Here is a 23,941-nt window from a genome sequence, read left to right as displayed (position 1 = left end):
TCTATTCCGCTGCTTCAATGAGAGGGACCGGAGCAAAATCGTCCGGGAAATGCGTCATCGCGCTCATGACAGGATAGGGCGTGAAGCCGCCGAGCGCACAGAGCGAGCCGAACTTCATCGTGTTGCAGAGATCTGCGAGCAGTTCGCGGTTCTTTTCGGGCTCGATGCCCTGGGCGATCTTGTCTGCGGTTTCGACCCCGCGGGTCGAGCCGATGCGGCAGGGCGTGCACTTGCCGCAGCTTTCCACCGCGCAGAATTCCATCGCAAAGCGTGCCTGCTTCAGCATGTCGGCCGTATCATCGAAGATGACCAGACCAGCATGACCGATAAGCCCATCCTTGGCGGCAAAGGCCTCATAGTCGAACGGGGTATCGAACAGCGCACGCGGGAAATAGGCGCCAAGCGGCCCTCCCACCTGCACCGCCTTCACCGGCCGGCCGGACACAGTGCCGCCGCCGATCTTGTCGACGATATCGCCGAGCGAAAGACCGAAGGCGGTTTCGTAGAGACCGCCATATTTTACATTGCCGCCGATCTGCAGCGGGATGGTGCCGCGTGACCGGCCCATGCCGAAATCGCGATAGAAGGCGGCCCCCTTGTCCATGATCACAGGCACGGACGCGAGCGAGATGACATTGTTGATGACGGTCGGACAGTTGAACAGGCCCTTATGCGCCGGCAGCGGCGGCTTGGCGCGCACGATGCCCCGCTTGCCTTCGAGGCTGTTGAGCAGCGCCGTTTCCTCGCCGCACACATAGGCGCCCGCACCGGTGCGGATCTCCATGTCGAATTCCTTGCCGGAGCCGAGCACCGAAGCGCCCAGAATGCCAGCCTTTCGGGCGATTTTCACCGCCTGCGTCATCGTGGCGATCGCATGCGGATATTCCGAACGCGTATAGACGAAACCTTTCGTGGCGCCAGTCGCAAGCCCGGCAATCGCCATGCCTTCGATGAGCACGAAAGGATCGCCTTCCATGATCATCCGGTCGGCAAAGGTACCGCTGTCGCCCTCATCTGCATTGCAGACGATATATTTGCGCGAACCGGCGGCATCGAGCACCGTCTTCCATTTGATGCCGGTCGGAAAGCCCGCGCCGCCGCGGCCGCGAAGGCCGGAATCGGTGACTTCCTTGACGACATCGGCAGGCTGCATCGACACTGCACGGCGAAGACCGGCAAGCCCACCGTGGGCCTCGTAATCATCAAGCGAAAGCGGATCGGTAATGCCGCAGCGGGCAAAGGTGAGACGGGTCTGCCCTTTCAGGAACGGGAGGTCCTCGACCTCCCCAAGACAGAGCGCATGCGCCCCGCCGTCAATCAGTCCCGCATCGAACAGCCCGACGACATCCTTCGCCTTGACCGGCCCATAGCCGATCCGTTTCCCGGACACCTCAACCTCAACCAGCGGCTCCAGCCAGAACATTCCGCGCGAGCCGTTGCGCACGACGGTCGCATCAAGGCCGCGGGCGGCGATCTCCTGGGTAATCGCCATTGCCACCTTCTCGGCCCCGAGCGAGAGCGCTGCGGCATCGCGCGGAACATAAATCTTCACAGTCATCGGCGCGCCTCCTCGACGAGTTCGGCCGCCAGGTCGTCATCGACGCGGCCATGCACTTCGCCATCGAACATGGCGGCCGGCGCGCAGGCACAGAGACCGAGACAGTAGACAGGCTCCAGCGTGACGCTGCCGTCGTGTGTCGTTTGATGAAAATCGATGCCGAGCAGGGTCTTGATACGCTCGGCCAGTGCATCGCCACCCATCGACTGGCAGGCTTCGGCGCGACAGAGCTTCAGCACGTGCCGACCGGCAGGATGATCACGATAATCATGATAGAAGGTTACGACACCGTGGACCTCGGCGCGAGAAAGATTGAGCTCATCTGCGATGACTGGCAGGGCCTCCTGCGGCACGTAACCGAACTCGTCCTGAACCTCATGCAGAATGGGGAGCAGTGGGCCTTCGAGGGATCGAAGATCAGCAACGATCGAACGGATACGCCCGGTGATATCGCCCTGGGCGATACGTATATTCATCAGCAGCCTCCCTTCGGCTTGCGCATTCCCTGGGAACCGCAAAACTCCCCATGTCATTGCGATTTCTAGGGAACTGTCTCAGGGAAGCAGGTTGCAATCAATAAAGCAGTCTTGTTGATTGATAGCTTTTTTCTATCATAGTTCCGCGTCTTCAACGAGTGTTCTTGCTTCATGCAACAAGGCGGAGACAAGCGGCGTGAAAGGTTCCCGATAAGGAGCGACAAGGCCGACGAGATGGTGCGCCTCCGGCTCGACGATCGGGATCATCCGGATCTCCGCAGGAAAGCCGAATGATATCGCAACGTTACGCGGCATGATGCTTGCCCAGCGGCCAGTCCGCACGTGCGAAAAAAGAACGATCATCGAATTCGATTCGAGTGTCGGATGGACTGTTGCGCCTGCTTCGGCCAAATGCCGGTTGATGATACGCCGGTTCTGCATGTCAGCCGTCAATAGGCAAAGCCGAAGATCACCCACTTCACGCCATGTCACACTCTCGCGATCCGAGAGCGGACTGCCGGCGGCGGTGATGAGATTATAGCGCTCCGCATAGAGGGGCACAGAAGTGACGCGCCCGAGCGGCTCGTTTTCCAGATAGGTGACGCCGGCATCGATCTCGAGGTTTTCGAGCATGCTCAGCACCTGCAGCGAATTGCGCGAGACGATGGAGAAGGTGACGTCGGGATGCCGTTCCTGGAAGGGCGTTGTGATTCGCGACAGCATCGCGAGCGCGGTCGGAATGGACGCCAGACGCAGATGGCCGGAGAGACCCTTGCGGGCGGCGCGCATTTCCTCGCGCATCGTGCGCGTGTCCCCGACGATGCGGCGCGCCCATTCGAGCACACGCTGTCCTTCCGGCGTCAATCCTTGAAAGCGGGAGCCACGCTGCACCAGCATGACGCCCAGCTGATCTTCCAGCTGGCGAATGGCGGCCGAGAGCGTGGGTTGGGAGACGCCGCATTCCTCTGCCGCACGACCGAAATGTTTCTCATTAGCGAGTGCGATGAAGAATTCCAGCTTGTCGATCATCCGGCCTCCCTGCCGAATTGGGCATGAGGCCTATCTTTGCGGCTTGCCGTTCGGCTTCGCAAGAGCTGGCAGGCTCAGCCCGTCTCGGCAACCGGAAAGAGACTGAAAAGTGATTCGAGGAAAGCCATGACGCTTTCGTTGCCCATGCTGTAATAGACAAGCCGCCCGTCGCGCCGCGTATTGACGAGGCCTTCGAGCCTCAGTCGCGCAAGCTGCTGGGACACCATAGCCTGCTGTATTCCAAGGATATCCTCGATTTCGCCGACCGTCTTTTCCCCTTCCGACAGGATACAGAGGATGAGCAACCGGGTCTGATGGGCTAGCGCCTTCAGGAGATCGCTCGCCTCGTGGGCTTTGTCAGCAAGCTTCTGCAAGTCCTGGCCGGTCATGCCCGGCTTCGGTTTAGGCAATGGCATTTGCTTCTCGGAAGGAGGTAATAGGATAGATCAGTACAATATCATATTCGCAGAAGCGAATTCGTCAAATGTCGCGAAATGCCAAAAAAAGTCCAAACAAATCAGCAAATAAGCTGGCCACCATTGATCTCCAGGACTTGACCCGTGATGTAACCTGAGAGTGATGGAGCCGCCAGGAAGAGATAGGCGGGGGCACAATCCTCTGCTGTTCCGAGCCGTTGTAGTGGTATCGACTTGCGGGTCTGCTCCAGCTTTTCACGCGATGAATAGCGTGCATGGAAATCGGTTTCGATTGTGCCGGGCGAGACGCAGTTGACCCTTATACCATCAGGCGCAAGCTCTCGGGCCAGCGCTTTCGAATAGGTCGCAACAAATGCCTTCGATGCGGAATAGATTGCAGAACCGGGGCTTCCGCCCGTCAGCGCCGAAATCGAAACGGTGTTGACGATAGCAGCGCCCCCTGCCGCCCGGAGCGCCGGAAGCAGCGCTCGTGTCAACTCCACCACCGACGTCTGGTTGAGGCGCACGACAGTCTCATAATCGGCGTCGGTCAACTCGCCGGCAGGAAAACGCCCGTACATCGTGCCGGCATTGTTGACCAGCACATGCACCTTGTCGAAGAATTCGAGCGCCTCTTCCGCAAACTTCGCAGCCCCGCCCGGCTGCAGGAAATCTGCGGGCAACAGCAGGGCCCGGCGTTCCGATTCGGCGGTCAGCAGAAAATCCGGCAATTCACGTTCCCCATCACGCCCGGTATGGACAAGCACGCGCGCACCGCAATCCAGAAACTGCCGGGCAACTTCGAGGCCGATACCGCGGCCTGCACCTGTCACGACGACATTGCGGTTTTCGAACAATTTGGGATGAAACACGAAGCTCTCCTCCTTGCGGGCCGGCCCGCCGCTTGCGCTATCAGGCCTAACATATGCGGCCATCGGCCAAAAGAAAGCCCGAAGGTCTAAGCCCCCGGGTCGAGAAGCCGCGCACCGGCGCCTTGCCTGCCGAGCACGTCAAAGGGATTGCGCAGCGGACAGGCGTCGATCGAGAGACAGCCGCAGCCAATACAGCTCGTCAGATGGTCACGCAGCAGGCTCAGCTGCTTGATGCGCGCATCGAGATCATCCTTCCAGAGCGCCGACAGTTTCTGCCAGTCCCCGACTGTCGGCGTCCGGCTCTGCGGCAGGGTTTCGAAGGCAGTCTGGATTTCGGCAAGCGGAATGCCGACCCGTTGCGCCACCTTGATAATGCCGAGGCGCCGTAGCACATCGCGGCCGTATCGGCGCTGGTTGCCGCGGGTGCGGATGCTGGAGATCAGCCCCTTCGCCTCGTAGAAATGCAGGGCAGAAACCGCAAGTCCGCTGCGCTCTGCCACCTCGCCCACCGTCAGGAGCCTGCTCAAGGAGAATGCCGGATTTTGCTGCATCGCCTATTGACCTTAATATTAGTTGAGGTTTTATAGACTCCGCTCCCGAGGCCGTAAAGCCGCAACGAGAAGGAGCAATGCATGCAGAAACCCATGAGGCTTGCGGTCATCTACGGCAGCACGCGTGAGGGGCGCATCTGCGACAGGGTTGTGAAATGGCTCGAAAGAGAGTTGACCCGCTTTCCACAATTCGAGATCGACATCATCGACCCGCTGGCATTCTCGCTGCCGCGAGAGCATGTACCGCATCATCCGGAGGCAAGGCGGCTTGCTGACAGGCTCCATCAGGCCGATGGCTTCATCCTCGTCACGCCGGAATATAACCACAGCTTCACCGCTTCCCTGAAATTCCTCATCGATCTCTTCGCCGAGCCGTGGCACGGCAAGCCGATCGCCTTCGTCTGCTATGGCGGCGTCTCCGGCGGATTGCGGGCGGTCGAACAGCTCCGCCTCGTCTTTGCGGAGCTTCACGCCGTCACGATCTGCGATGCCGTCAGCTTCAATTCCCCCTGGCGCCGTTTCGACAATGAAGGCCGACTGCAGGATACGGAAGATGCGTCGCGCCGGCTTTCCCGAATGATGGCCCAGTTGCAATGGTGGACTGAGGCGCTGATCGCCGCCCGCAGCGACACTCCTTATGCCGGCATCGCCGCCTGAGACAACGACATCCGATTCCGTCTCTGGCAGGTACGGAACCGGCTGGGCACCCGGACAGGACCTCCGTCCGGGTGTTCCTCCCAACACTTGACAGCTGCGTCCGAACTGCCCTGGCCCTTTCCGACCGTGTAGCCGGATAGGAATTTTACGGTTGCGGTATCGCAGGCCCGGTGCTAGCTTCCGCCACAATTTCACGGGGGAGCTCCGAATTGCCGGGGCTGAGATGTGAGGCGCATGCCTCCGGACCCTTCAAAGCTGATCTGGGTAATGCCAGCGGAGCGAGGTCCAAATGTTTTCCGGCGCACAAGTGTCTCTATATCCGATGTCCGGCAATTTCGTCGGCATCATCCTTGACGCTATCAAGGCTCTCGATCCCTATCGTTATCATCTTCGCATCGAAACCGACGATATTTCCACGCTGATGGTCGGCCCGCCCGACGTGTTGTTTGCCGCTATGCGCGACCTCTTCGTCTCGGCTGCCGCAAGCGGCGAGCATTGCGTATTGTCCGCAGCGATCTCGCGGGGCTGCCCCGGCGAACCGGATGATGCGATCTGTGGCGCCGGCCTGTCTTCCAGCCGATCCGAGCCGCTCGCCGAGCGAGTGGAAGCCGCGATCGCGGCAGTCAAGGACACCACAGAAACCGGCCAGCCAACGGCCGCCCAATTTTCTCTGTACGTTATGGGAACGGGCACCCATATGGACGAGATCTACGGCTGCATCGATTTCCTGAAGCGCTCGGGCACATTCGACCGCTCCAAGAATTTCTGCACCAAGCTGTGCGGCGATGCCGGCGCGATCTTCGCGACCATCCATGAAGCCTTCTATCGCTTTGGCGATCCCGAAGGCCATGTGACGCTGGATATCACGGTCTCCGCGAACAGCCCGAGCAAAGCCTGAGACGCTTGACGGCAATGACCTTATCGAAACCGGATTCGACATTTGCGCCACTGAGGCGGGCCTTGCCCGCCATTCTTGCCGTGCTTGCCTTCCTGGCCGTCTGGGAGCTCTATGTCGATCTCTCCGGCATCAAGCCCTCCATTCTGCCCTCGCCTTCGCGCATCCTGACACAGGGCTGGCTGAACAGGCAGGCGCTGCTCGACAACACCTGGCCGACGCTTGGCGCGACGCTCGGCGGTTTCGCTTTGTCGCTGGTCTTCGCCTTCGCCTCGTCTGTGCTGATGGATTTCGTGCCCTTCATGCGCCGCGCGCTGCTGCCGCTCTTCATCGTCAGCCAGACATTGCCGCTGGTCGCGATTGCCCCCTTGGTCGTGCTCTGGTTCGGTTTCGGGCTGCTGCCGAAGCTTCTGCTCGTTGCTCTCGTCACTTTCTTTCCGCTGCTGGTAGCCCTGCTGCAGGGCTATGAAGCGACGGACCGAGATATCGCCGAGCTTCTGAGTTCCATGAAGGCAAGCCGCTGGCGCATCTTCTGCCTGGCGAGGCTTCCCTCCGCCATGCCCTTCTTCTTTGCCGGCCTGCGCATTTCGATCACCTATGCCGTGGTCGGCGCTATCTTCGCCGAATATGCAGGTGCCGCACGTGGCCTCGGGATCTATATCCTCAATGCCAAGAACAATTTCCGGCCCGACCTCGTGCTTGCCGCCGTCGTCGTGAGCGCCCTCCTCACCCTCTGCCTCTTCGGTCTCACGCTGGCGGTGCAGCGTTTCGTCATGCCCTGGCAATCTCCTGCGGAGAAACGCCCATGAGCGGGATGCTTGAGCTGAAGAACGTCTCGAAGTCCTTCGACGGCATGGAAGTGCTGAAGGACATTTCTCTTCATATCGCCAGAGGAGAATTCGTCTCGATCGTCGGCCCCTCCGGCTCCGGCAAATCGACGATCCTCCGTTTGCTGACACAGGCGCTGCAGGCCGATAAAGGCCACATTTTCTTTGACGGCATGTCGCTTTCGCAAGCGGCGCATGCATTCGCCTTCATGCCCCAGCGCGATGCGCTGATGCCGTGGCGAAGCGTCATCGACAATGCGATCCTTGGCCTCGAAGTGCACGGTATGCGCCGCAGCCAGGCACGAGCGGTTGCCGCCCCTCTCTTTGAACGCTTCGGCCTTGCCGGTTTCGAAAATCACTATCCCGCGGCCCTTTCAGGCGGCATGCGCCAGCGCGCGGCCCTGCTGCGCACCGTGATCCAGCGGCAGGACATGCTGCTGCTCGACGAGCCCTTCGGGGCACTCGACGCGCTGACCCGCACCCAGATGCAGGAATGGCTGCAGGGCATGTGGACCGATCATCGCTGGACGGCCCTGCTGATCACCCACGATGTGCGGGAAGCCGTTTTCCTGTCTGACCGCATCTATGTGCTTTCTGCCCGCCCGGCGGCCGTGATCAGGGAGTTCGAAGTGCCGCTGAAAAGGCCGCGCACGCTTGCCGATCTCGGCTCCCCGGCCGCCCAGGCGATCGAAACCGAAATTCTTCAAACATTGCTGCATCCGCAAAGAACCTGAGGAGGTCCCGATGCTTCTCACCCGCCGACAAACCCTTTTTGCCGCCATGGCCGCAAGCCTCGCCGGCCATGCTGCCTTCGCCCAATCCGCCGCCAAGGTGCGTATCGCGCTCGACTGGACGCCGAACACCAATCATATCGGCATCTATGTCGCCAAGGCGAAGGGCTTCTATGAGGCCGCCGGCCTCGATGTCGAGATCCTACCCTATGCCGATACCAGCGCTGGCACGCTGGTCGCGAACGGCGTCGCCGATTTCGGCATTTGCGGAGAGATCGAGACCTTTACCCAGCGCGCCGCCGGCGCTGATGTGAAACTCGTCTATGCCGTCGTGCAGACGGAAACCGGCAGGCTGATCTTCAAGGGCGGCCGCAACGATATCAAAAGCCCCAAGGACCTGGACGGAAAAACCTATGGCGGCTTCGGCGGCGCATGGGAGGAGGCGCTCGTCTCCGCGATGATCCGCAACGACGGCGGCAAGGGCACCTTCCAGAATGTCACGCTCGGCACCTCGGCCTATGAGGCGCTCGATAACGGCGCCGTGGACTTCACGCTGGAAATCTACACCTGGGAGGGCATCGCGGCCCAACTGGAGAACCGGCAGGTCGGCCGCTGGTGCTATAGCGATTACGGCATACCTGACGAACAGACGACCGCGATCGCTTCCAGTGACGCCTATCTCTCGGCCAATCCGCAAAATGCCCGCGCCTTCATCCAGGCAACGCTCAAGGGTTACGCCTATTCGGTCGATAATCCGGACGAGGCCTGTGACCTCCTGATTGCCGGCAGCAACGGCGCGTTGCTGAATACCGAACTGGTCAAGGCATCGCAAAAGGCGCTGGTCGAAGGCCATTTCCTCAAGGGCGACAATGGCACGATCGGCATCATCGATCCGGCCAAGGCCGAAGCGATCGGCGCTTTCCTGTTCGACCATGGCATCCTGCTCGATGCCAATGGTGCGGCGTTGAAGGAAAAGCCCGATTTTTCCGGCTATTACACCAACGATCTGCTTGGCTGAGATGACCCTGCCCTTGCCGGCAGCAGCTTTCCGCTGCAAAGTCCGGCAAGGAGCGAGGGAGTGACATGCAGCAGCAGGACCGGGTGGCCGGAGCGGATTTCTTGCGTGCAGCCGCCTGCCTGCTTGTCCTTATCCACCATCTCATTCTGCGCATCGACCTCAACAAGACCGAAGGATTGCGGCCGACGCTGACCGCCCTGCGCTTCGGCAATTTCGGCGTCGCCATCTTCTTCATCCTCAGCGGTTTCCTGCTGGCCTTGCCGTTCTGGCGTTCCCTTGATGCCGGTTGCGCCATGCCTGACCCGCGCACCTATGTGCTGCGTCGCGCGGCCCGCATCGTGCCCGGTTATTGGGTGGCTCTGACGGCGGGCTTCATCCTCAGCATTACTCTGCTCGGGCACGCACTGACGCCGGAACTTGTTATGCGCTATGTCAGCGGTCTCTTCTTCATGAGCCAATGGCACTGGCGCACCTTTTTTCCTGTCGAAGGCAACGGCCCGCTCTGGTCCATATCTTTCGAAGTAACGAGCTACGTGCTGCTGCCGCTTGGCTTCCTCTGGCTTTTCGCTATCCCGGAAAAACGCCGTTCTCCGCTCGTCACGCGCCTTGCCTGGTTCGGCATCATTGCCGTGACGCTGCTTACCCATGAGACCTTCCGTACGCTTGTTCCCCCCAACGAGATTGATCGTGGCTGGCAATATGGCATGCAGGGCGGCGCGAAGGAGTGGATGCCGAACTATAATCCCGTCGGCTTCTTCGCCGTCTTTGCGCTCGGTACGCTCGCAGCCGGCATTCAGATCATGTTGCCGCGAAAGCATCAGATCTGGTTCGACATCGTTGCGCTTGCCTGCCTGGTCACCGCCGGCTCCCAGCTGCCGCTTTCAACAGGCGGACCTTGGGAAGCCTATGGATGGCTCGGAATCCCCTACGCCTTTCCGCTGTTTCCGGCCATGATCGCTGTTGCGCTTGTGGCCCTCTCACGCTCCGTGCTGCTTGCGGCATTGCTCGACAATACCTTCATGCGCTTCACGGCAACCGTCTCATTCGGCATCTATATCTGGCAGGACATCGTTCTAACCTCGATGCAGACGATCTCTCCAGCCATATTCGGCATCGGCGAAGATCATCCGCTACGGGACTGGTTTATCGGCTGCATCTTTGCGACGGCGATCACTTTTCTTCTCGCAAGCTTCAGCTATTTCGCTGTCGAACGACAGGCAATACGGCGCGCCGCACGCATAACGCGCAAGAATTCAGCCACTACTCAATATAGTTAATTCCCAACCAACCAAAAATATCAGGAACATATTCGAAATACTCCCAAATTTGGCTCTGTTATGGTTACGAAAACATTAAGGAAGCGGGTGACAAATCGATCCCGTCCATGTATTTGTGCCAGCGCGACGCAATATGCGAGTATTTCCACGGACGTTGCTTAATGAACGTGTTTACTTCAAATAAGCTCCAAGACACGGCCTTCTCTGCAAAAGCAGTGAAGATGATGGCTCTCGACGCAGCGAATTCCAACATTCGCCAGCCGGAAAGCTTTGTCTCTTTGGATGGCCGGAACAGGCTTCAGCTCGGCTTGAAGAGAGCTTTCGACATTTTCGGTGCAACAGGCGCGCTGGTCATCCTGTTTCCCGTACTTCTGACGATTGCGCTTCTCATCGTGATCGATGATGGCGGGCCGGTATTTTTCCGGCAGATTCGCTGGGGCCTGAAGGGCAGCAAGATCACCGTCTACAAGTTCCGCTCCATGCGTGCGGATCTCTGCGATCCCACCGGCATCGAACAGACAGTCAAGGATGACCGGCGCGTGACGCGGATCGGCGCATTCCTGCGCAAGACCAACATCGACGAGCTGCCGCAACTCCTCAACGTCATCAAAGGCGATATGTCGCTCGTCGGCCCCCGCTGCCATGCTATCAACATGCGCGCGGCCGGCATGCTCTACGAAGAACTGGTGCCCGAATATCATTATCGCCATCTGATGCGGCCGGGCATTACCGGCCTCGCCCAGACGCGCGGCTGGCGCGGTCCGACAGGGCGCCCGACAGAGGCACGAGCCCGCATCGCCAGCGATATCTATTACATCAGAAATTTCAGCCTCTGGCTGGATATGAAGATCCTGTTCGGCACGCTGCTGTCCGAACTACGCGGTGGCACTGGCTTCTAAGAAGGTCCTGCTAAGGAAATCTCCGGCACAGGCAGTCAAAAGCCGCCTGTTTTCGTTTCCGTAGTCCGGGTGGAAACAGCAGCCTTCGCCGTGATAAGAACTGCCTCCTCGGCATCAAGAAACTTTCCAGGATGTCTCAGCTCGCCTCCATGCGGTTCTCTGCATGGCGAATGGCTGAGCCCCGTTCAGAGCGGCTTAGCAAAAAGAAAAGCGGCCTTGAAAGCCGCTTTTCTCACTGTGTTTATCTCGGGCCGAGCCGATCAGTCTTGCTGGACGACACCGCGCAGGTGGGTCAGTTCCATGATGAAGTGCTCTAGCCTGGACTTGTGCTCGTGATGCTCGGCATCTTCGAGTTCCTTCTTCGCAGCTTCGATGCGGCGAGTGAGTTCATCCTTGTTGAGCTCTTGGACCGGAACAGCGGATTCGGCAAGCAGCGTGCAGCCAGTCGGTAGGATGTCGGCGAAACCGCCGAACACGACGTAATCCTGCTTCGATCCGGAACCGGAACGCACGCTCACGATACCCGGCTTGATGGTCGTCATCGTCGGAGCATGGTTGGCCATAACAGTCATTTCGCCTTCGGTCGCGGGAATGACGACCTCGGTCACCATCTCCGACAGCAGCAGACGCTCCGGCGAAACGAGCTCAAAGTTGAAATTGTCAGCCATCAGTGACTTACCTTCTCGGCTATGGCTTCTGCATCTTGCAGTTTGGTCCCGCAGAACGGGCAGTGCATTATCGCATGGTCGAGATAACCGAGGCCTTCCTCGCTCTGAGCCAACCCGACGACCATCATCATCACGCCGTTATCGGCACGGTAGATGGTCGGCGCTGCCGGTTCAGGAAGCTCTGCCACGACACTTTTGAGGGTGTCGCAGCAGAATATCTCGTCCCGAGCGTCGCTCATCAAGCTGCTGCGAGCTTCTTGGCTTTCTCGACAGCTTCGTCCATCGAACCAACCATGTAAAAGGCTGCTTCCGGCAGATGGTCGTACTCGCCGTTGACGAGGCCCTTGAAGCCCTTGATCGTGTCTTCGAGAGCAACGAGCTTGCCCGGCGAGCCGGTGAAGACTTCGGCAACAAAGAATGGCTGCGACAGGAAGCGCTCGATCTTGCGGGCGCGGGCAACGGCAATCTTGTCCTCTTCGGACAGTTCGTCCATGCCAAGGATCGCGATGATGTCCTGCAGGGCCTTGTAGCGCTGCAGCGTCGACTGGACCTTGCGGGCCACTTCGTAATGCTCTTCGCCGACAACCATCGGGTCGAGCATGCGCGACGTGGAGTCGAGCGGATCGACGGCCGGGTAGATGCCCTTTTCAGCGATCGAACGCGACAGAACGGTCGTTGCGTCCAGGTGAGCAAACGAGGTTGCCGGTGCCGGGTCGGTCAAGTCGTCGGCCGGAACGTAAATGGCCTGAACCGAGGTGATCGAGCCCGTCGTCGTCGTGGTGATGCGTTCCTGCATCTGACCCATGTCGGTTGCGAGCGTCGGCTGATAACCCACGGCCGAAGGAATACGGCCGAGCAGAGCCGACACTTCCGAGCCAGCCTGCGTGAAGCGGAAGATGTTGTCGACGAAGAACAGAACGTCCTGGCCCTGGTCGCGGAAGTGTTCTGCAACCGTCAGACCGGTCAGAGCGACGCGAGCGCGGGCGCCCGGCGGTTCGTTCATCTGGCCGTAAACGAGCGCAGCCTTGGAACCTTCGCCACCGCCGTGCTTGTTGACATTCGATTCGATCATTTCGTGGTAGAGGTCGTTGCCTTCGCGGGTGCGTTCACCGACCCCTGCGAAAACCGAGTAACCACCATGCGCCTTGGCAACGTTGTTGATCAGTTCCATGATGAGAACGGTCTTGCCGACGCCTGCACCACCGAAAAGGCCGATCTTGCCGCCGCGTGCGTAAGGCGCGAGAAGGTCGACGACCTTGATGCCGGTGACAAGGATCTGCGCTTCCGTGGACTGATCGACGTAAGCCGGAGCGTCCTGGTGGATCGAACGCTTGTGAGCGGTAACCAACGGACCAGCTTCGTCGACCGGCTCACCGATGACGTTCATAATACGGCCGAGCGTCTCGTTACCGACCGGAACCATGATCGGAGCACCGGTATCAGTGACTTTCTGACCGCGAACAAGACCTTCGGACGAGTCCATCGCAATGGTACGGACTACGTTTTCGCCGAGGTGCTGAGCAACTTCGAGAACCAGACGGTTGCCGTTGTTGTCGGTTTCCAGCGCATTCAGGATCTTCGGCAGTTCGCCTTCGAAAGCAACGTCAACGACGGCGCCGATAACCTGTGTGACTCTGCCGACAGAGCCGGTCTTGGGGGTAGCTGCCTCAGCCATTTTCTGACCCTCTTTTCCTAACCTCAGAGCGCTTCCGCGCCCGAAATGATTTCAATCAGTTCCTTGGTGATCTGAGCCTGACGCTGACGGTTGTAGCTCAACGTCAGCTTGTTGATCATCTCACCAGCATTGCGCGTCGCATTGTCCATCGCGCTCATCTTGGCACCCATTTCGCCCGCAACGTTCTCAAGGAGAGCTCGGAAGATCTGGACAGAGATGTTGCGCGGGATCAGCTCGTCGAGGATCGACGCCGGATCCGGCTCGTATTCATAGACGGCACCAGCATGGGCTGCATCTTCGGTGACAGCTTCAGGAGCCTTGGCCGGGATGAGCTGCTGCGCGGTTGGGATCTGGCTGATCACCGACTTGAATTCCGAGTAGAACAGCGTGCAAACGTCGAACTCACCGGCTTCATACATCTCGATGATACGCTTGCCGATCTGATCGGCATTCTCGAAACCGATCTTCTTGACTTCGCGCAGTTCCTTGCGCTCGACGATCAGCGACGCGAATTCGCGACGCAGGATGTCATAGCCCTTCTTGCCGACGGTGAAGATCTTCACAGTCTTGCCTTCGGCGACCAGCTTGCGAACGTGATCGCGAGCAAAGCGAGCAATCTGCGAATTGAAGCCGCCACACAGGCCGCGTTCGGCCGTGCAGACGACGAGCAGGTGTACCTGATCCTTGCCCGTACCGGTCATCAGGACCGGCGCGCCGTCCGCATCGGTAACGGCCTTGGCGATATTCGCCAGGACCGCACCCATACGCTGCGAATAAGGCCGGGCGGCCTCGGCCGCCTCCTGCGCACGCCGAAGCTTCGCCGCGGCGACCATCTTCATCGCCTTGGTGATCTTCTGCGTCGCCTTGACGGAGGCGATCCGGTTTTTCAGATCCTTAAGTGAAGGCATCCGCTATCCGTCCTAACCTAGGGCCTGATTACTGGAAAGACTTGGCGAAGCTGTCGAGAGCAGCAACGAGCTTGCCCTTCGTAGCGTCGCTGATAGCCTTTTCCGTGCGGATCGCATCGAGGATGGCAGAGCCTTCCGAACGCAGATAGGACAACAGGCCCTGTTCGAACTTGCCGACCTGAGTGACCGGCAGCTTGTCGAGGTAACCATTGACGCCTGCGAAGATCACGGCGACCTGCTCTTCCGTCTTCAGCGGCGAGAACTGCGGCTGCTTCAGGAGCTCGGTCAGGCGTGCACCGCGGTTCAGCAGGCGCTGGGTAGCAGCGTCAAGGTCCGAACCGAACTGGGCGAAGGCAGCCATTTCGCGATACTGGGCAAGTTCGCCCTTGATCGAGCCGGCAACCTGCTTCATGGCCTTGATCTGAGCCGAGGAACCGACGCGGGAAACCGACAGACCGACGTTAACGGCCGGACGGATACCCTGATAGAACAGGTCGGTTTCGAGGAAGATCTGGCCGTCGGTGATCGAGATCACGTTGGTCGGAATGAAGGCCGAAACGTCGTTACCCTGGGTTTCGATGACCGGCAGAGCGGTCAGCGAACCGGCGCCCTTGTCGTCGTTCATCTTTGCAGCGCGCTCGAGAAGACGCGAGTGCAGGTAGAAAACGTCGCCCGGATAAGCTTCGCGGCCCGGCGGGCGGCGCAGCAGCAGCGACATCTGACGGTAGGAAACGGCCTGTTTGGACAGGTCGTCATAACCGATCAGCGCATGCATGCCGTTATCACGGAAATATTCGCCCATGGCGCAGCCGGCAAACGGAGCCAGGAACTGCATCGGCGCCGGATCGGAAGCGGTCGCAGCGACGATGATCGAATACTTCAGTGCGCCACGTTCTTCGAGCACCTTGACGAACTGCGCGACGGTCGAACGCTTCTGGCCGACAGCGACGTAGACGCAGTAAAGCTTTTCGCCTTCCGGACCGTTGTCATGGATGGCCTTCTGGTTGAGGAACGCGTCGAGAAGGATCGCGGTCTTGCCGGTCTGGCGGTCGCCGATGACGAGCTCGCGCTGGCCGCGACCGACCGGGATGAGCGCGTCGATGGCCTTGAGGCCGGTTGACATCGGCTCATGGACCGACTTGCGCGGAATGATGCCCGGAGCCTTGATGTCGACGCGCGAACGGCGGGTCGCATTGATCGGGCCCTTGCCATCGATCGGGTTGCCGAGAGCGTCGACAACGCGGCCGAGCAGTTCCGGACCGACCGGAACGTCGACGATCGCGCCGGTACGCTTGACAGTGTCGCCTTCCTTGATGTCGCGGTCGGAGCCGAAAATAACGACACCGACATTGTCGGATTCAAGGTTCAGCGCCATGCCGCGGATGCCGCCGGGGAACTCGACCATTTCACCAGCCTGGACGTTGTCCAGGCCGTAAACGCGAGCGATACCGTCACCAACGGAGAGAACCTGGCCGACTTCCGAGACTTCTGCCTCTTTGCCGAAGTTCTTGATCTGGTCTTTAAGAATTGCGGAAATTTCCGCAGCGCGGATATCCATCAGCCGACCTCTTTCAATGCAAGCTTAAGGGTAGAGAGTTTGGTACGAAGAGACGTATCAATCTGACGGGACCCGACCTTGACGATCAGACCACCAAGAATTGACGGATCAACCGTGACAGCAATTGCCACGTCTTTGCCGGTGACGCCCTTCAGCGCCACCTTCAATTCATTTTCCTGCTCTACGGAGAGAGCATGGGCCGAAGTGACTTCGGCAGAAATTTCGCCGCGATGGTTGGCGGCAATGATGCGGAAGGCCTTGATCATGCCCGGCAGGGCAAACAGGCGGCGGTTACGCGCCACGACCTTCAGGAAATTGACAAAGAAGCCAGAGAGACCAGCCTTTTCGCTGAGAGCGATGATGGCCTTGAGTTGATCTTCTGCGGAAAAGACCGGGCTCAGGACAAAGCGCTTCAGGTCTTCGCTTTCGTCCAGCATGGCCTGGAAACGATCGAGATCAGCGGTAACGCTGTCGACGGCGCCTTCTTCGAGCGCGAGCTCGAAAAGCGACGAGGCATAGCGCTCTGCAACACCAGAAGTAAGCTGGGACGTGTCTGCCACGGGCACAAATTTCCCTGATTTCAATTCAAAATCCGACTTTCGGCGGGCGCCGAACCTATGACTTTGAATTCGTTTTGATTTCCCCCAGAAATCGCAAGAGAAGCCTCTTGCTTCTTCCGAAATTCGGGGTCCGTCTAACATAGGATCTCCGGACTCGCAACACGCGTAGCGCCCGAATACGCCATTCGCATGATTTTCTATCAGCAAAATTGCCGAAACGCCCGAAAGCGGCCTGCGAAACGCTTTATTTTCAGCTCTGGATCAGCTCTGAAGGAAGCCGAACACATGAAGCAGGGGCAATGCGGCTATGACCGCCTGCACAACCAGAAGTAAATAATTGAGGAGCGTACTCCCCTTATCAGAAAGGATGGAGATGATGCGCGCAAAAGCAGCCATCGCGAAGGAAGCTCCGAGCGCCAGATAGGTCCAGTCCTGCGCCAGCATGATCGCGGCAACCCCGAGACCAAGATAGAGGCCGCCCATCGATCGAACTTCGCTGTAACCCTCACGCCGCTCGCCCCGTGGCGCCAGACCGAAGGCCCGCATGGCAAGACCGGGGGCGAACATGATGATGAAGCCAGCAAGCGCGGTGAAGGCCGCAGCACCAAAGGCAAGCTGCTCGCCAAATTCCGTCGGAAAGTAGAATTCCATGCCTCAACCCCAAATCATCAGCTGATTCTGCGTTTATGCCATGATCAGCGACATCCGGAAACGCTGAGGCTGTAACGATCTACAGGAAGCTCTGCGGATCGATATCGAGCTGCACCTGAACCGATCCGCGCTCCTTCGGCGCTTGTGCGAGCAATGCCCTGAGATAGGCCTGCATGTCGGAATTCCGGCGCCCATGCACGAGGAGGCGGAAACGATGGCGCCCACGCACCAGCGCCAACGGCGCCTCCGCCGGCCCTAGAACGGAAATGCCCGAAATCTGCGGCGCGGCGTTGCGCATGCCGCGCGCATGGTTTTCCGCATCCTGCCGCGTGTCTGCCGATACGATGATCGAGGCGAGCCTGCCGAAGGGCGGCAGGGCAGCGCGTTCCCGCTCGCCGATTTCACGATCATAGAAAGCCCGCGCATCGCCGGAGACGATTGCCTGCATGACAGGATGCTGCGGCTGATAGGTCTGCAGCAGGCCATGGCTCTTCAGGCCCGTTCGACCGGCGCGGCCCGTAACCTGTGACAGAAGCTGAAAGGTCCGCTCCGCTGCGCGAGGGTCGCCATTCGCGAGCCCGAGATCCGCGTCGACAATGCCGACCAGCGTCATCAGCGGAAAGTTGTGTCCCTTGGCGACAAGCTGCGTGCCGATCACGATATCCGCCTCGCCCTTGGCGATGGCGTCGAGCTCCAGCCGCAGCCGCTTCACTCCGCCCATGATGTCGGAGGAGAGCACGATGGTGCGCGCGTCCGGAAAATGCCGCTCCACCTCTTCCGCGATGCGCTCCACACCCGGCCCGCAGGCGACGAGGTGGTCGAGCGTTCCGCATTCCGGGCAAGCCTCCGGTGTCGGCTCGGAATGACCACACTGATGGCATTGCAGCTGCCGGCGAAAGCGATGCTCCACCAGCCAGCTCGAACATTGCGGGCACTGGAAACGATGGCCGCACACACGGCAGAGCGTCAGCGGAGCGTAGCCGCGGCGATTGAGGAAGAGCAGGGCCTGCTCGCCCTTTTCCACCGTCTTGCCGATCGCCCGGATCAGTACCGGCGACAGAAAACCGCCGCGTTCCGGCGCATGGCGCCGCATGTCGACCAGATGCAGGTCGGGCAGCGCGGCATCGCCGAAACGCGTCGGCAGATGGATCGTGCTGTAGCGACCGCTCTGGCCGTTGACCTGGCTTTCGACCGAAGGCGTCGCCGAAACGAGTACTACGGGAAAATCGCCGATCCGCGCCCTAACGACCGCCATGTCACGCGCGTTGTAGTAGACGCGGTCTTCCTGCTTATAGGCAGGATCATGCTCTTCATCGACAATGATGAGGCCGAGATCTTCGAAAGGCAGGAACAGCGCCGAACGCGCGCCGGCAACGACCCGCACCTCTCCCGTTACCGCCTGCCGCCAGACCTTTTCGCGCATACGCGGGGCAAGGTCGGAATGCCACTCGGCAGGTTTCGCACCGAACCGATCCTGGAAGCGTTCGAGAAAACTTGCAGTGAGCGCGATCTCCGGCAGCAAGATCAGTACCTGTTTGCCGCGCCTCAGCGTCTCGGCGATCGCCTCGAAATAGACTTCCGTCTTGCCGGAACCGGTCACGCCGTCGATCAGCGAAACCGCGAATTCGCCCTTGCGCACTTCGTCCAGAATTTCTTCGGCCGCCTCCTTCTGCGGACCTTCGAGGCGGGCACCGGTAAAGTCCGGATCAGGCTCGGCGACGACAGGTGGCGGCGGTAGGAAGATCGTCTCGAAAATGCCTTGTGCAATCAGCCCGTCGACAACGCTGGTGGAAACACCGGCAGCATGGGCAAGACCGGTCCGCGTCCAGGACAACCCGTCCGCGGCGGTGTCGAGCACGCGTGCGCGTGCCGGTGTCATCCGCGCCGGCTCACCGCCGATGAAACGCAACCCTTCCACCATCGGCTCCGGCTCGAAGGCATTCGGCGCCCTCAGCGCCATGCGCGCCACCAATCCGGGTGGGGAAAGCGTATAGGCGGCGACCCAGTCGATGAAATCCCGCATCTCCTTGGTCAGTGGCGGGCAATCGAAGACATGGGTGATGGGCCTGAGCTTCTTTGGATCCACACCATCTTCGCCGCCATCCCAGACGACACCGATCACCTGGCGCGGCCCAAGCGGCACCTGCACGACCGAGCCGGGCTCGACTGCCATGCCTTCAGGCACCGAATAGGAATAGGGCCTTGGCGCCGGCATCGGTACCAGCACCGGAACCGTGCGGGTCACGGGCGGGGCTTCGAAAAGCGCGCCAAAGAGATCGGACGAATCTATACTCATCGCGGCAGACCATGCCCGCAACGGCCGTAAAATGGAACCCGCCGACAATGAGGGTTAATCATCATCGTCTTCACCAGCGATCGTTCCCGTCAACCGCATGCCTTCGATCCACGTGGCGCCATTCTCACGAATAACCTTTCGCGGACGAACGCCGCAGCGTTCGCGCACCGCCTCTGCCAGTTGCACCGAATGGGTGACGATCCAGACCTGGCTGCTCTTTGACGCTTCGGCGATCATGTCGGCGAGCGGCACCAGCATATCGGGATGCAGGCTCGCCTCCGGCTCGTTCAGAGCGATGAGCGCCGGCAGCCTGTAGGAGAGCAGTGCAGCCGCAAGGCCGAGAAAGCGGATCTGCCCGTCAGACAGTTCACGCGGATGAAAGACGCGGTGCGGGAAGTCGGGAAGCATCAGGCCGAACTCCGCTGTCTCGCCCGGCTCAGGCACGACAAGCCTTGCGCCGCCGAGCGCCGATGCCAGGATGCGATCGAGCTCGGCCGTATCCTGCCGCGTGTGGGCAATCGTCGCAAAGACGGCGGCGAGATTGGCACCATCCTCATCTAGCATGGGACTGGTGACGGCAAGGCAGGGATGGCGAAGCGGAGAAGCCCTGTCAGTGCGAAAACCGTGAAAGAAGCGCCAATTGTTGACGATGCGACGGAAGGCGGCAACCTCGGGGAAATGGCCGGCATCGCCGAGCAGGGCGATCGCCGTTTCGGATGTCAGCGCCTCGTCTGGATAGGTCTGCATGCGCCCAGCACCATCGCGAACGGAGATGCCCGGACCGGACCGCTTCATCATCGCCACCGCGCGGCGGCCGGTTTCGACGGAAAGCTCTTCAGCTTTGATCTGCGGTTCGAGCGCAAAGCCCGCAGCGGCCTTCGGTGGGCGCAACCCCGCTTCGACAGAATATCGGAATGTGACGGCACGCTCCTCGTCGAGGATCTCAACTTCCAGGTGGATTCGAGCTGGCCCATCGGATGTGCGGCGTGGCCCGGACCAGAGAGCCGAGAGCATCCCGCCTTCGGCAGCAAGTTCATAAGCCAGCCGCCCGCGAACCGCCGACTGCACAAGCTGCAGCGCACGATAGAGATTGGACTTGCCGGCGCCGTTCTCGCCGAGAAACAGCGTCGTATCCGCCAGATCCATGCGGATCGAGCGCAGTGACCGGTAATTCTTGGCAAACATGGAGCGAAGACGCATGCATCCGCTTTAGCGCAAAGCAACGCTAAAAAGAATGGGCCGCAACGGCCTCCGGAACCAGTTGCCGGGACACAGGCATGAAGCGTGAGTCGCCATCAACAGCCATGTCATAGACCGTGTGCCTCTCGAGCGCCTTGGTCACCTCGTTCAGGTCGCCGTCGAGCTCTTCTGCGGGAATGAGATTGCCGATGACGAAATCGAAGCGGTCACTCTTCTTGTTCAGAAGTTCATAGAAGACCGTCATGTCGCGCAGTTCGGTCGACCATTTGGCAAACCAGTAGAAAAGCCCGGAATTGCGCGCTGTCATGTGAACAGGGAGGATCGGCAGACCGTATTTACGGGCAAGGCCGACGGCAGAGGTTTTCCACGGCCGCTCGTTCAATCGCCCATTTGCCCAATAGGCGATACGGCCCGAAGGGAACAGCACGGTCGCCTTGCCCTCCTTCACCGCAAGGTTGGTGAGCTGCAGCGTCTCGCGCGCCTTGAGCTTGCTCTTGAATTCCTCGCGCCATTCGACCGGGATGATCATCTCCGCAAAGCGTGGGTTGACGCGCACCGCATCGCGGTTGGCGAAGAACATCATGTCCGGCCGGCGCGTCTTCAGGAGATCGAACACCGCCACGCCATCGGCAATGCCGGTTGGATGATTGCTGACGAGAATGAAGCCGCCGGATGCCGGAATGCGCTCGGCATTGGTGACATTGATATCGAGCTTCAGCAGGTTGCTCATATATTCGAACGACTGGAAGCCCGGCATGTTGGCAACGTCATTGGCGAATTCGATCGCCTTGTTGTAGCGCAGCAGCGTATAGAGAAACGGCCGCATGAGCGGCCACAGAGGATGGCGGACGATCTTCTGTCCGCGCTCGGCAATCAGCATATCGACGATATGGCCGGGCTTTCCGTGTGAAACCAGGGCAATCGCTTCCGCGAGCTGTCCAAAGGCCGTCATGGAATCGCGCCGTGCCATGAAAATTCCTGTTTTACGGAAGCTATAAGCTATCTCAATGAATTATGATCGATACATGACAAGGGCTTGGCAAGCATTAGCAATTCCATAACGCCACTGTTTCAGAATTGGCGTCACCAAAAGCAAATTCAAGAGCCAAAATCATGAATGAACTCCTGATCATCGCCGATCCGCACCTGATGACGGAACGCAGCGCCTGGCTCGAAAACCTCGCCCGGGAACGCCGCCTTTCCGAACATACGCTCGATGCCTATGAACGTGACACGCGTCAGTTCCTGACCTTCATGACCGGTCATCTCGGTGGCCCGACGACGCTGCGCGATATCGAAACGCTGCGCCCGGCAGACTTCCGCGCCTTTCTGGCCGCCCGGCGCAAAGAGGGCTCCGGCGCTCGCTCGGTTGCTCGCAATCTCGCCGGCATTCGCTCCTTTCTGCGTCACCTTGAAAAGAAGGGCCTCGTGAATGCCGCGGGCGCCGGCGCCGTGCGATCCCCGAAGCAACCGAAATCTCTTCCGAAGCCTCTCTCTGACAGACAGGCCATCACCGTAGTCAGCAATGAAGCCCAGCTCCATGACGAGCCATGGATTGCCGCGCGCGATGCCGCCGTTATGACGCTGCTTTATGGTTGCGGCCTGCGCATTTCCGAAGCACTCGACCTGACGCCTGCTGATATCAGGACCGGCACCACCACGCTGCGCATCACCGGTAAAGGCAACAAGACGCGCCTCGTGCCGTTGTTGCCCATCGTTTTCGAAGCGGTTGAGAGATACCGAGCGCTCTGCCCCTTTCATCTTGACGAAGGCGAGCCGCTCTTTCGCGGCGCCCGCGGCGGTAAGCTGCAGCCTGCCATCATCCAGCGCGCCATGCAGAAATTGCGCAGTGCCTTCGGCCTGCCGGAAACGGCGACCCCGCATGCGCTGCGCCACTCCTTCGCCACGCATCTGCTGGCCGGCGGCGGTGACCTGCGCACCATTCAGGAGTTGCTCGGCCATGCCAGCCTTTCCACCACGCAGGTCTATACCGGCGTCGATGCATCAAGGCTTCTGGAGGTGTATGATAGGGCGCATCCGCGTGCGTAAGCCTTCGTTAACGCTGTCTCTTAAAGGAATATGCGCAAGCCCGGCGTAGAGCATGAGGCTTGAAGCACATGTGACCGGATTACCATCATGACGATCTCCATCGGCCACCGCACTTTCCATATCGCGCAGCCGGGCAGTATCCTGCTCTGGCTGATCGCCGCTTTTCACATGCTGCTTGCCGCCGCATTGCTCGCTGCCGTCTTTTCCGTCACATCGGCCGATGCCGCCGAAGATAGCTGCACCGGAAAGAACTTGCTCACGGAGTTGCAGCAGAACGAACCGGGCCGGTATGCCGAAGCGGTGAAAGAGGCAGATGCCACACCGAACGGCAAAGGCGTTTTCTGGAAGATAGAAAAACCCGGCCTCAAAACTTCCTGGCTGCTCGGCACCATGCACGTCACCGATCCACGCGTCTTGAACCTGCCGCCCCGCGCGCAGGAAGCCCATGACGGTGCCGATACTGTCGTCATCGAGTCCGACGAAATCCTCGATGAGAAGAAGGCCACTGCATCACTTCTGATGAGGCCGGACCTGATGATGTTCACGGACGGCACGACCATCGAAAAGCTTCTTTCGCCTCAGGACTATACCCGCCTCGAAGCCGGATTGAAGCAGCGCGGCATCCCGCTCTCGGCCGTTTCGCGCATGCGCCCCTGGATGATCGCAAGCGCTGTCGCACTTCCCGCCTGCGAGATCGCCCGTAAGGCCAAGGGAGTGCAGTTCCTCGACCAGAAGATCGCTGCCGATGCGGCCGCTGAGGGCAAGCAGGTCAAGGGGCTGGAAACCCTGGCCGAGCAGCTGCAGGCCATGGCCGAGCTGCCGATCGAATTTCATCTGAAGTCGCTGATCGAAACCTTGGAACTCGGAGCCAAGATGAACGACGTTGTCGAAACCATGACCGCCATCTATCTCTCCGGCGATATCGGCATGACCATGCCGATGCTGAAGACCGTATCGCCGGAAGGCAGCGACGAGAGCAGCGATTACGCCGCCTTCGAACAGCGCATCATCCTCGACCGCAACAAGGTGATGGCCGAACGCGCCGCCCCCATCCTCGCCAACGGCAACGTCTTCATGGCCGTCGGTGCCCTTCACCTCCCAGGCAAGGATGGTGTCATCGAACTGCTGCGTCAGCAGGGTTTCACGGTCACCGCGGTCAACTGACCGTCG

The 23,941-nt window shown here is 59.9% G+C and carries 25 protein-coding genes and 1 riboswitch; of the genes, 9 read left to right on the top strand and 16 right to left on the bottom strand.

Translation table 11 applies throughout. From position 1 onward, the window contains the following. Position 1 precedes the first annotated feature (1 nt). From AC1DTN_RS16715 to soxR, 6 genes are all read right to left on the bottom strand, one after another. Positions 2–1,558, bottom strand: coding sequence for a formate dehydrogenase beta subunit (locus AC1DTN_RS16715; protein WP_477921830.1), 1,557 nt, complete (start codon positions 1,556–1,558; stop codon positions 2–4). Then, complete coding sequence (locus AC1DTN_RS16710) at positions 1,555–2,034, bottom strand: formate dehydrogenase subunit gamma (protein WP_310384930.1); 480 nt, start codon at positions 2,032–2,034, stop codon at positions 1,555–1,557. The genes AC1DTN_RS16715 and AC1DTN_RS16710 overlap by 4 nt, the downstream gene beginning before the upstream one ends. A gap of 135 nt (positions 2,035–2,169) precedes the next feature. After that, on the bottom strand, positions 2,170–3,063 hold the full coding sequence (locus tag AC1DTN_RS16705; RefSeq protein WP_113324240.1) for a LysR family transcriptional regulator: 894 nt from the start codon (positions 3,061–3,063) through the stop codon (positions 2,170–2,172). A 74-nt stretch (positions 3,064–3,137) separates the two neighbouring features. Continuing rightward, on the bottom strand, positions 3,138–3,479 hold the full coding sequence (locus AC1DTN_RS16700) for an ArsR/SmtB family transcription factor (protein ID WP_113324241.1): 342 nt from the start codon (positions 3,477–3,479) through the stop codon (positions 3,138–3,140). Between the two features lie 101 nt (positions 3,480–3,580). After that, positions 3,581–4,351: an SDR family NAD(P)-dependent oxidoreductase gene (locus AC1DTN_RS16695; RefSeq protein WP_113324242.1), complete on the bottom strand. Its 771-nt coding sequence runs from the start codon at positions 4,349–4,351 to the stop codon at positions 3,581–3,583. Positions 4,352–4,437: 86 nt separating this feature from the next. Then, positions 4,438–4,902, bottom strand: coding sequence for a redox-sensitive transcriptional activator SoxR (gene soxR / locus AC1DTN_RS16690; RefSeq protein WP_113324243.1), 465 nt, complete (start codon positions 4,900–4,902; stop codon positions 4,438–4,440). Positions 4,903–4,983: 81 nt separating this feature from the next. Between soxR and AC1DTN_RS16685 the strand changes: the two genes are divergently transcribed. The 7 genes from AC1DTN_RS16685 (at position 4,984) to AC1DTN_RS16655 (ending at position 11,206) form a co-directional block, all read left to right on the top strand. Beyond that, on the top strand, positions 4,984–5,559 hold the full coding sequence (locus AC1DTN_RS16685; protein WP_477921827.1) for an NADPH-dependent FMN reductase: 576 nt from the start codon (positions 4,984–4,986) through the stop codon (positions 5,557–5,559). 185 nt (positions 5,560–5,744) lie between these two features. Further along, positions 5,745–5,858, top strand: a riboswitch (TPP riboswitch). Beyond that, positions 5,849–6,457 (top strand): YkoF family thiamine/hydroxymethylpyrimidine-binding protein, encoded by a 609-nt coding sequence (locus AC1DTN_RS16680; RefSeq protein ID WP_477921825.1) that lies wholly within the window; start codon positions 5,849–5,851, stop codon positions 6,455–6,457. It overlaps the preceding riboswitch by 10 nt. 14 nt (positions 6,458–6,471) lie before the next feature. Continuing rightward, positions 6,472–7,263: an ABC transporter permease gene (locus tag AC1DTN_RS16675; protein ID WP_025668737.1), complete on the top strand. Its 792-nt coding sequence runs from the start codon at positions 6,472–6,474 to the stop codon at positions 7,261–7,263. Further along, positions 7,260–8,015, top strand: coding sequence for an ABC transporter ATP-binding protein (locus AC1DTN_RS16670; protein WP_477921823.1), 756 nt, complete (start codon positions 7,260–7,262; stop codon positions 8,013–8,015). Before AC1DTN_RS16675 ends, AC1DTN_RS16670 begins: the two co-directional genes overlap by 4 nt. A 10-nt stretch (positions 8,016–8,025) precedes the next feature. Beyond that, complete coding sequence (locus AC1DTN_RS16665) at positions 8,026–9,030, top strand: ABC transporter substrate-binding protein (RefSeq protein ID WP_477921821.1); 1,005 nt, start codon at positions 8,026–8,028, stop codon at positions 9,028–9,030. 65 nt (positions 9,031–9,095) lie between these two features. Next, positions 9,096–10,307 carry an acyltransferase family protein gene (locus AC1DTN_RS16660; RefSeq protein WP_477921819.1) on the top strand — a complete coding sequence of 404 codons (1,212 nt, stop codon included), beginning with the start codon at positions 9,096–9,098 and terminating at the stop codon, positions 10,305–10,307. A 161-nt stretch (positions 10,308–10,468) separates the two neighbouring features. After that, complete coding sequence (locus AC1DTN_RS16655; protein ID WP_405049739.1) at positions 10,469–11,206, top strand: sugar transferase; 738 nt, start codon at positions 10,469–10,471, stop codon at positions 11,204–11,206. Positions 11,207–11,466: 260 nt separating this feature from the next. Here the strand turns inward: AC1DTN_RS16655 and AC1DTN_RS16650 are convergent, their stop codons facing one another. The 10 genes from AC1DTN_RS16650 to AC1DTN_RS16605 all read right to left on the bottom strand — a co-directional run bounded on the left by AC1DTN_RS16650 (position 11,467) and on the right by AC1DTN_RS16605 (position 21,692). Beyond that, on the bottom strand, positions 11,467–11,874 hold the full coding sequence (locus tag AC1DTN_RS16650; protein WP_113324251.1) for a F0F1 ATP synthase subunit epsilon: 408 nt from the start codon (positions 11,872–11,874) through the stop codon (positions 11,467–11,469). After that, positions 11,874–12,113 (bottom strand): hypothetical protein, encoded by a 240-nt coding sequence (locus tag AC1DTN_RS16645; protein WP_439016757.1) that lies wholly within the window; start codon positions 12,111–12,113, stop codon positions 11,874–11,876. Before AC1DTN_RS16645 ends, AC1DTN_RS16650 begins: the two co-directional genes overlap by 1 nt. Further along, entirely contained in the window at positions 12,113–13,549 is a 1,437-nt protein-coding gene (gene atpD / locus AC1DTN_RS16640; protein ID WP_310384953.1) for a F0F1 ATP synthase subunit beta, read from the bottom strand. Before atpD ends, AC1DTN_RS16645 begins: the two co-directional genes overlap by 1 nt. Positions 13,550–13,572: 23 nt before the next feature. Next, positions 13,573–14,457: a F0F1 ATP synthase subunit gamma gene (locus tag AC1DTN_RS16635; protein WP_113324254.1), complete on the bottom strand. Its 885-nt coding sequence runs from the start codon at positions 14,455–14,457 to the stop codon at positions 13,573–13,575. Between the two features lie 28 nt (positions 14,458–14,485). Continuing rightward, positions 14,486–16,015: a F0F1 ATP synthase subunit alpha gene (gene atpA, locus AC1DTN_RS16630; protein ID WP_113324255.1), complete on the bottom strand. Its 1,530-nt coding sequence runs from the start codon at positions 16,013–16,015 to the stop codon at positions 14,486–14,488. Beyond that, positions 16,015–16,581, bottom strand: coding sequence for a F0F1 ATP synthase subunit delta (locus AC1DTN_RS16625; RefSeq protein WP_310385471.1), 567 nt, complete (start codon positions 16,579–16,581; stop codon positions 16,015–16,017). The genes atpA and AC1DTN_RS16625 overlap by 1 nt, the downstream gene beginning before the upstream one ends. Positions 16,582–16,836: 255 nt before the next feature. Continuing rightward, a complete protein-coding gene (locus AC1DTN_RS16620) occupies positions 16,837–17,226 on the bottom strand; it encodes an AGROH133_08824 family phage infection protein (RefSeq protein WP_113324257.1) in 390 nt (129 codons plus the stop codon). A gap of 79 nt (positions 17,227–17,305) precedes the next feature. Beyond that, a complete protein-coding gene (locus tag AC1DTN_RS16615; protein ID WP_310384958.1) occupies positions 17,306–19,522 on the bottom strand; it encodes a primosomal protein N' in 2,217 nt (738 codons plus the stop codon). A gap of 54 nt (positions 19,523–19,576) precedes the next feature. Beyond that, a complete protein-coding gene (locus AC1DTN_RS16610; RefSeq protein ID WP_477921816.1) occupies positions 19,577–20,722 on the bottom strand; it encodes an AAA family ATPase in 1,146 nt (381 codons plus the stop codon). 25 nt (positions 20,723–20,747) lie between these two features. Next, positions 20,748–21,692, bottom strand: coding sequence for a GNAT family N-acetyltransferase (locus AC1DTN_RS16605; RefSeq protein ID WP_439016759.1), 945 nt, complete (start codon positions 21,690–21,692; stop codon positions 20,748–20,750). 143 nt (positions 21,693–21,835) lie between these two features. Here AC1DTN_RS16605 and AC1DTN_RS16600 point away from each other — a divergent pair, with 143 nt between their 5' ends. Next, positions 21,836–22,771 (top strand): tyrosine recombinase XerC, encoded by a 936-nt coding sequence (locus AC1DTN_RS16600; RefSeq protein ID WP_439016760.1) that lies wholly within the window; start codon positions 21,836–21,838, stop codon positions 22,769–22,771. An 87-nt stretch (positions 22,772–22,858) separates the two neighbouring features. Next, positions 22,859–23,935 (top strand): TraB/GumN family protein, encoded by a 1,077-nt coding sequence (locus AC1DTN_RS16595; protein ID WP_439016761.1) that lies wholly within the window; start codon positions 22,859–22,861, stop codon positions 23,933–23,935. The last annotated feature ends 6 nt before the right edge of the window (positions 23,936–23,941 follow it).

This window comes from Rhizobium sp. 01T444 (assembly GCF_056398305.1).
This window is presented reverse-complemented; position numbering and strand designations above follow the sequence as displayed.

Excerpts from the sequence above, each read along its gene's own strand:
- soxR (WP_113324243.1), bottom strand. The coding sequence starts at position 4,902 with ATGCAGCAAAATCCGGCATTCTCCTTGAGCAGGCTCCTGACGGTGGGC.
- AC1DTN_RS16675 (WP_025668737.1), top strand. The coding sequence starts at position 6,472 with ATGACCTTATCGAAACCGGATTCGACATTTGCGCCACTGAGGCGGGCC.
- AC1DTN_RS16705 (WP_113324240.1), bottom strand. The coding sequence starts at position 3,063 with ATGATCGACAAGCTGGAATTCTTCATCGCACTCGCTAATGAGAAACAT.
- AC1DTN_RS16715 (WP_477921830.1), bottom strand. The coding sequence starts at position 1,558 with ATGACTGTGAAGATTTATGTTCCGCGCGATGCCGCAGCGCTCTCGCTC.
- AC1DTN_RS16665 (WP_477921821.1), top strand. The coding sequence starts at position 8,026 with ATGCTTCTCACCCGCCGACAAACCCTTTTTGCCGCCATGGCCGCAAGC.
- AC1DTN_RS16650 (WP_113324251.1), bottom strand. The coding sequence starts at position 11,874 with ATGGCTGACAATTTCAACTTTGAGCTCGTTTCGCCGGAGCGTCTGCTG.
- AC1DTN_RS16655 (WP_405049739.1), top strand. The coding sequence starts at position 10,469 with ATGAACGTGTTTACTTCAAATAAGCTCCAAGACACGGCCTTCTCTGCA.
- AC1DTN_RS16700 (WP_113324241.1), bottom strand. The coding sequence starts at position 3,479 with ATGCCATTGCCTAAACCGAAGCCGGGCATGACCGGCCAGGACTTGCAG.
- AC1DTN_RS16685 (WP_477921827.1), top strand. The coding sequence starts at position 4,984 with ATGCAGAAACCCATGAGGCTTGCGGTCATCTACGGCAGCACGCGTGAG.
- AC1DTN_RS16605 (WP_439016759.1), bottom strand. The coding sequence starts at position 21,692 with ATGGCACGGCGCGATTCCATGACGGCCTTTGGACAGCTCGCGGAAGCG.
- AC1DTN_RS16595 (WP_439016761.1), top strand. The coding sequence starts at position 22,859 with ATGACGATCTCCATCGGCCACCGCACTTTCCATATCGCGCAGCCGGGC.
- AC1DTN_RS16635 (WP_113324254.1), bottom strand. The coding sequence starts at position 14,457 with ATGCCTTCACTTAAGGATCTGAAAAACCGGATCGCCTCCGTCAAGGCG.
- atpD (WP_310384953.1), bottom strand. The coding sequence starts at position 13,549 with ATGGCTGAGGCAGCTACCCCCAAGACCGGCTCTGTCGGCAGAGTCACA.
- AC1DTN_RS16670 (WP_477921823.1), top strand. The coding sequence starts at position 7,260 with ATGAGCGGGATGCTTGAGCTGAAGAACGTCTCGAAGTCCTTCGACGGC.
- AC1DTN_RS16645 (WP_439016757.1), bottom strand. The coding sequence starts at position 12,113 with ATGAGCGACGCTCGGGACGAGATATTCTGCTGCGACACCCTCAAAAGT.
- AC1DTN_RS16610 (WP_477921816.1), bottom strand. The coding sequence starts at position 20,722 with ATGCGTCTTCGCTCCATGTTTGCCAAGAATTACCGGTCACTGCGCTCG.
- AC1DTN_RS16615 (WP_310384958.1), bottom strand. The coding sequence starts at position 19,522 with ATGAGTATAGATTCGTCCGATCTCTTTGGCGCGCTTTTCGAAGCCCCG.
- AC1DTN_RS16680 (WP_477921825.1), top strand. The coding sequence starts at position 5,849 with ATGTTTTCCGGCGCACAAGTGTCTCTATATCCGATGTCCGGCAATTTC.
- AC1DTN_RS16710 (WP_310384930.1), bottom strand. The coding sequence starts at position 2,034 with ATGAATATACGTATCGCCCAGGGCGATATCACCGGGCGTATCCGTTCG.
- AC1DTN_RS16660 (WP_477921819.1), top strand. The coding sequence starts at position 9,096 with ATGCAGCAGCAGGACCGGGTGGCCGGAGCGGATTTCTTGCGTGCAGCC.
- AC1DTN_RS16620 (WP_113324257.1), bottom strand. The coding sequence starts at position 17,226 with ATGGAATTCTACTTTCCGACGGAATTTGGCGAGCAGCTTGCCTTTGGT.
- AC1DTN_RS16600 (WP_439016760.1), top strand. The coding sequence starts at position 21,836 with ATGAATGAACTCCTGATCATCGCCGATCCGCACCTGATGACGGAACGC.
- atpA (WP_113324255.1), bottom strand. The coding sequence starts at position 16,015 with ATGGATATCCGCGCTGCGGAAATTTCCGCAATTCTTAAAGACCAGATC.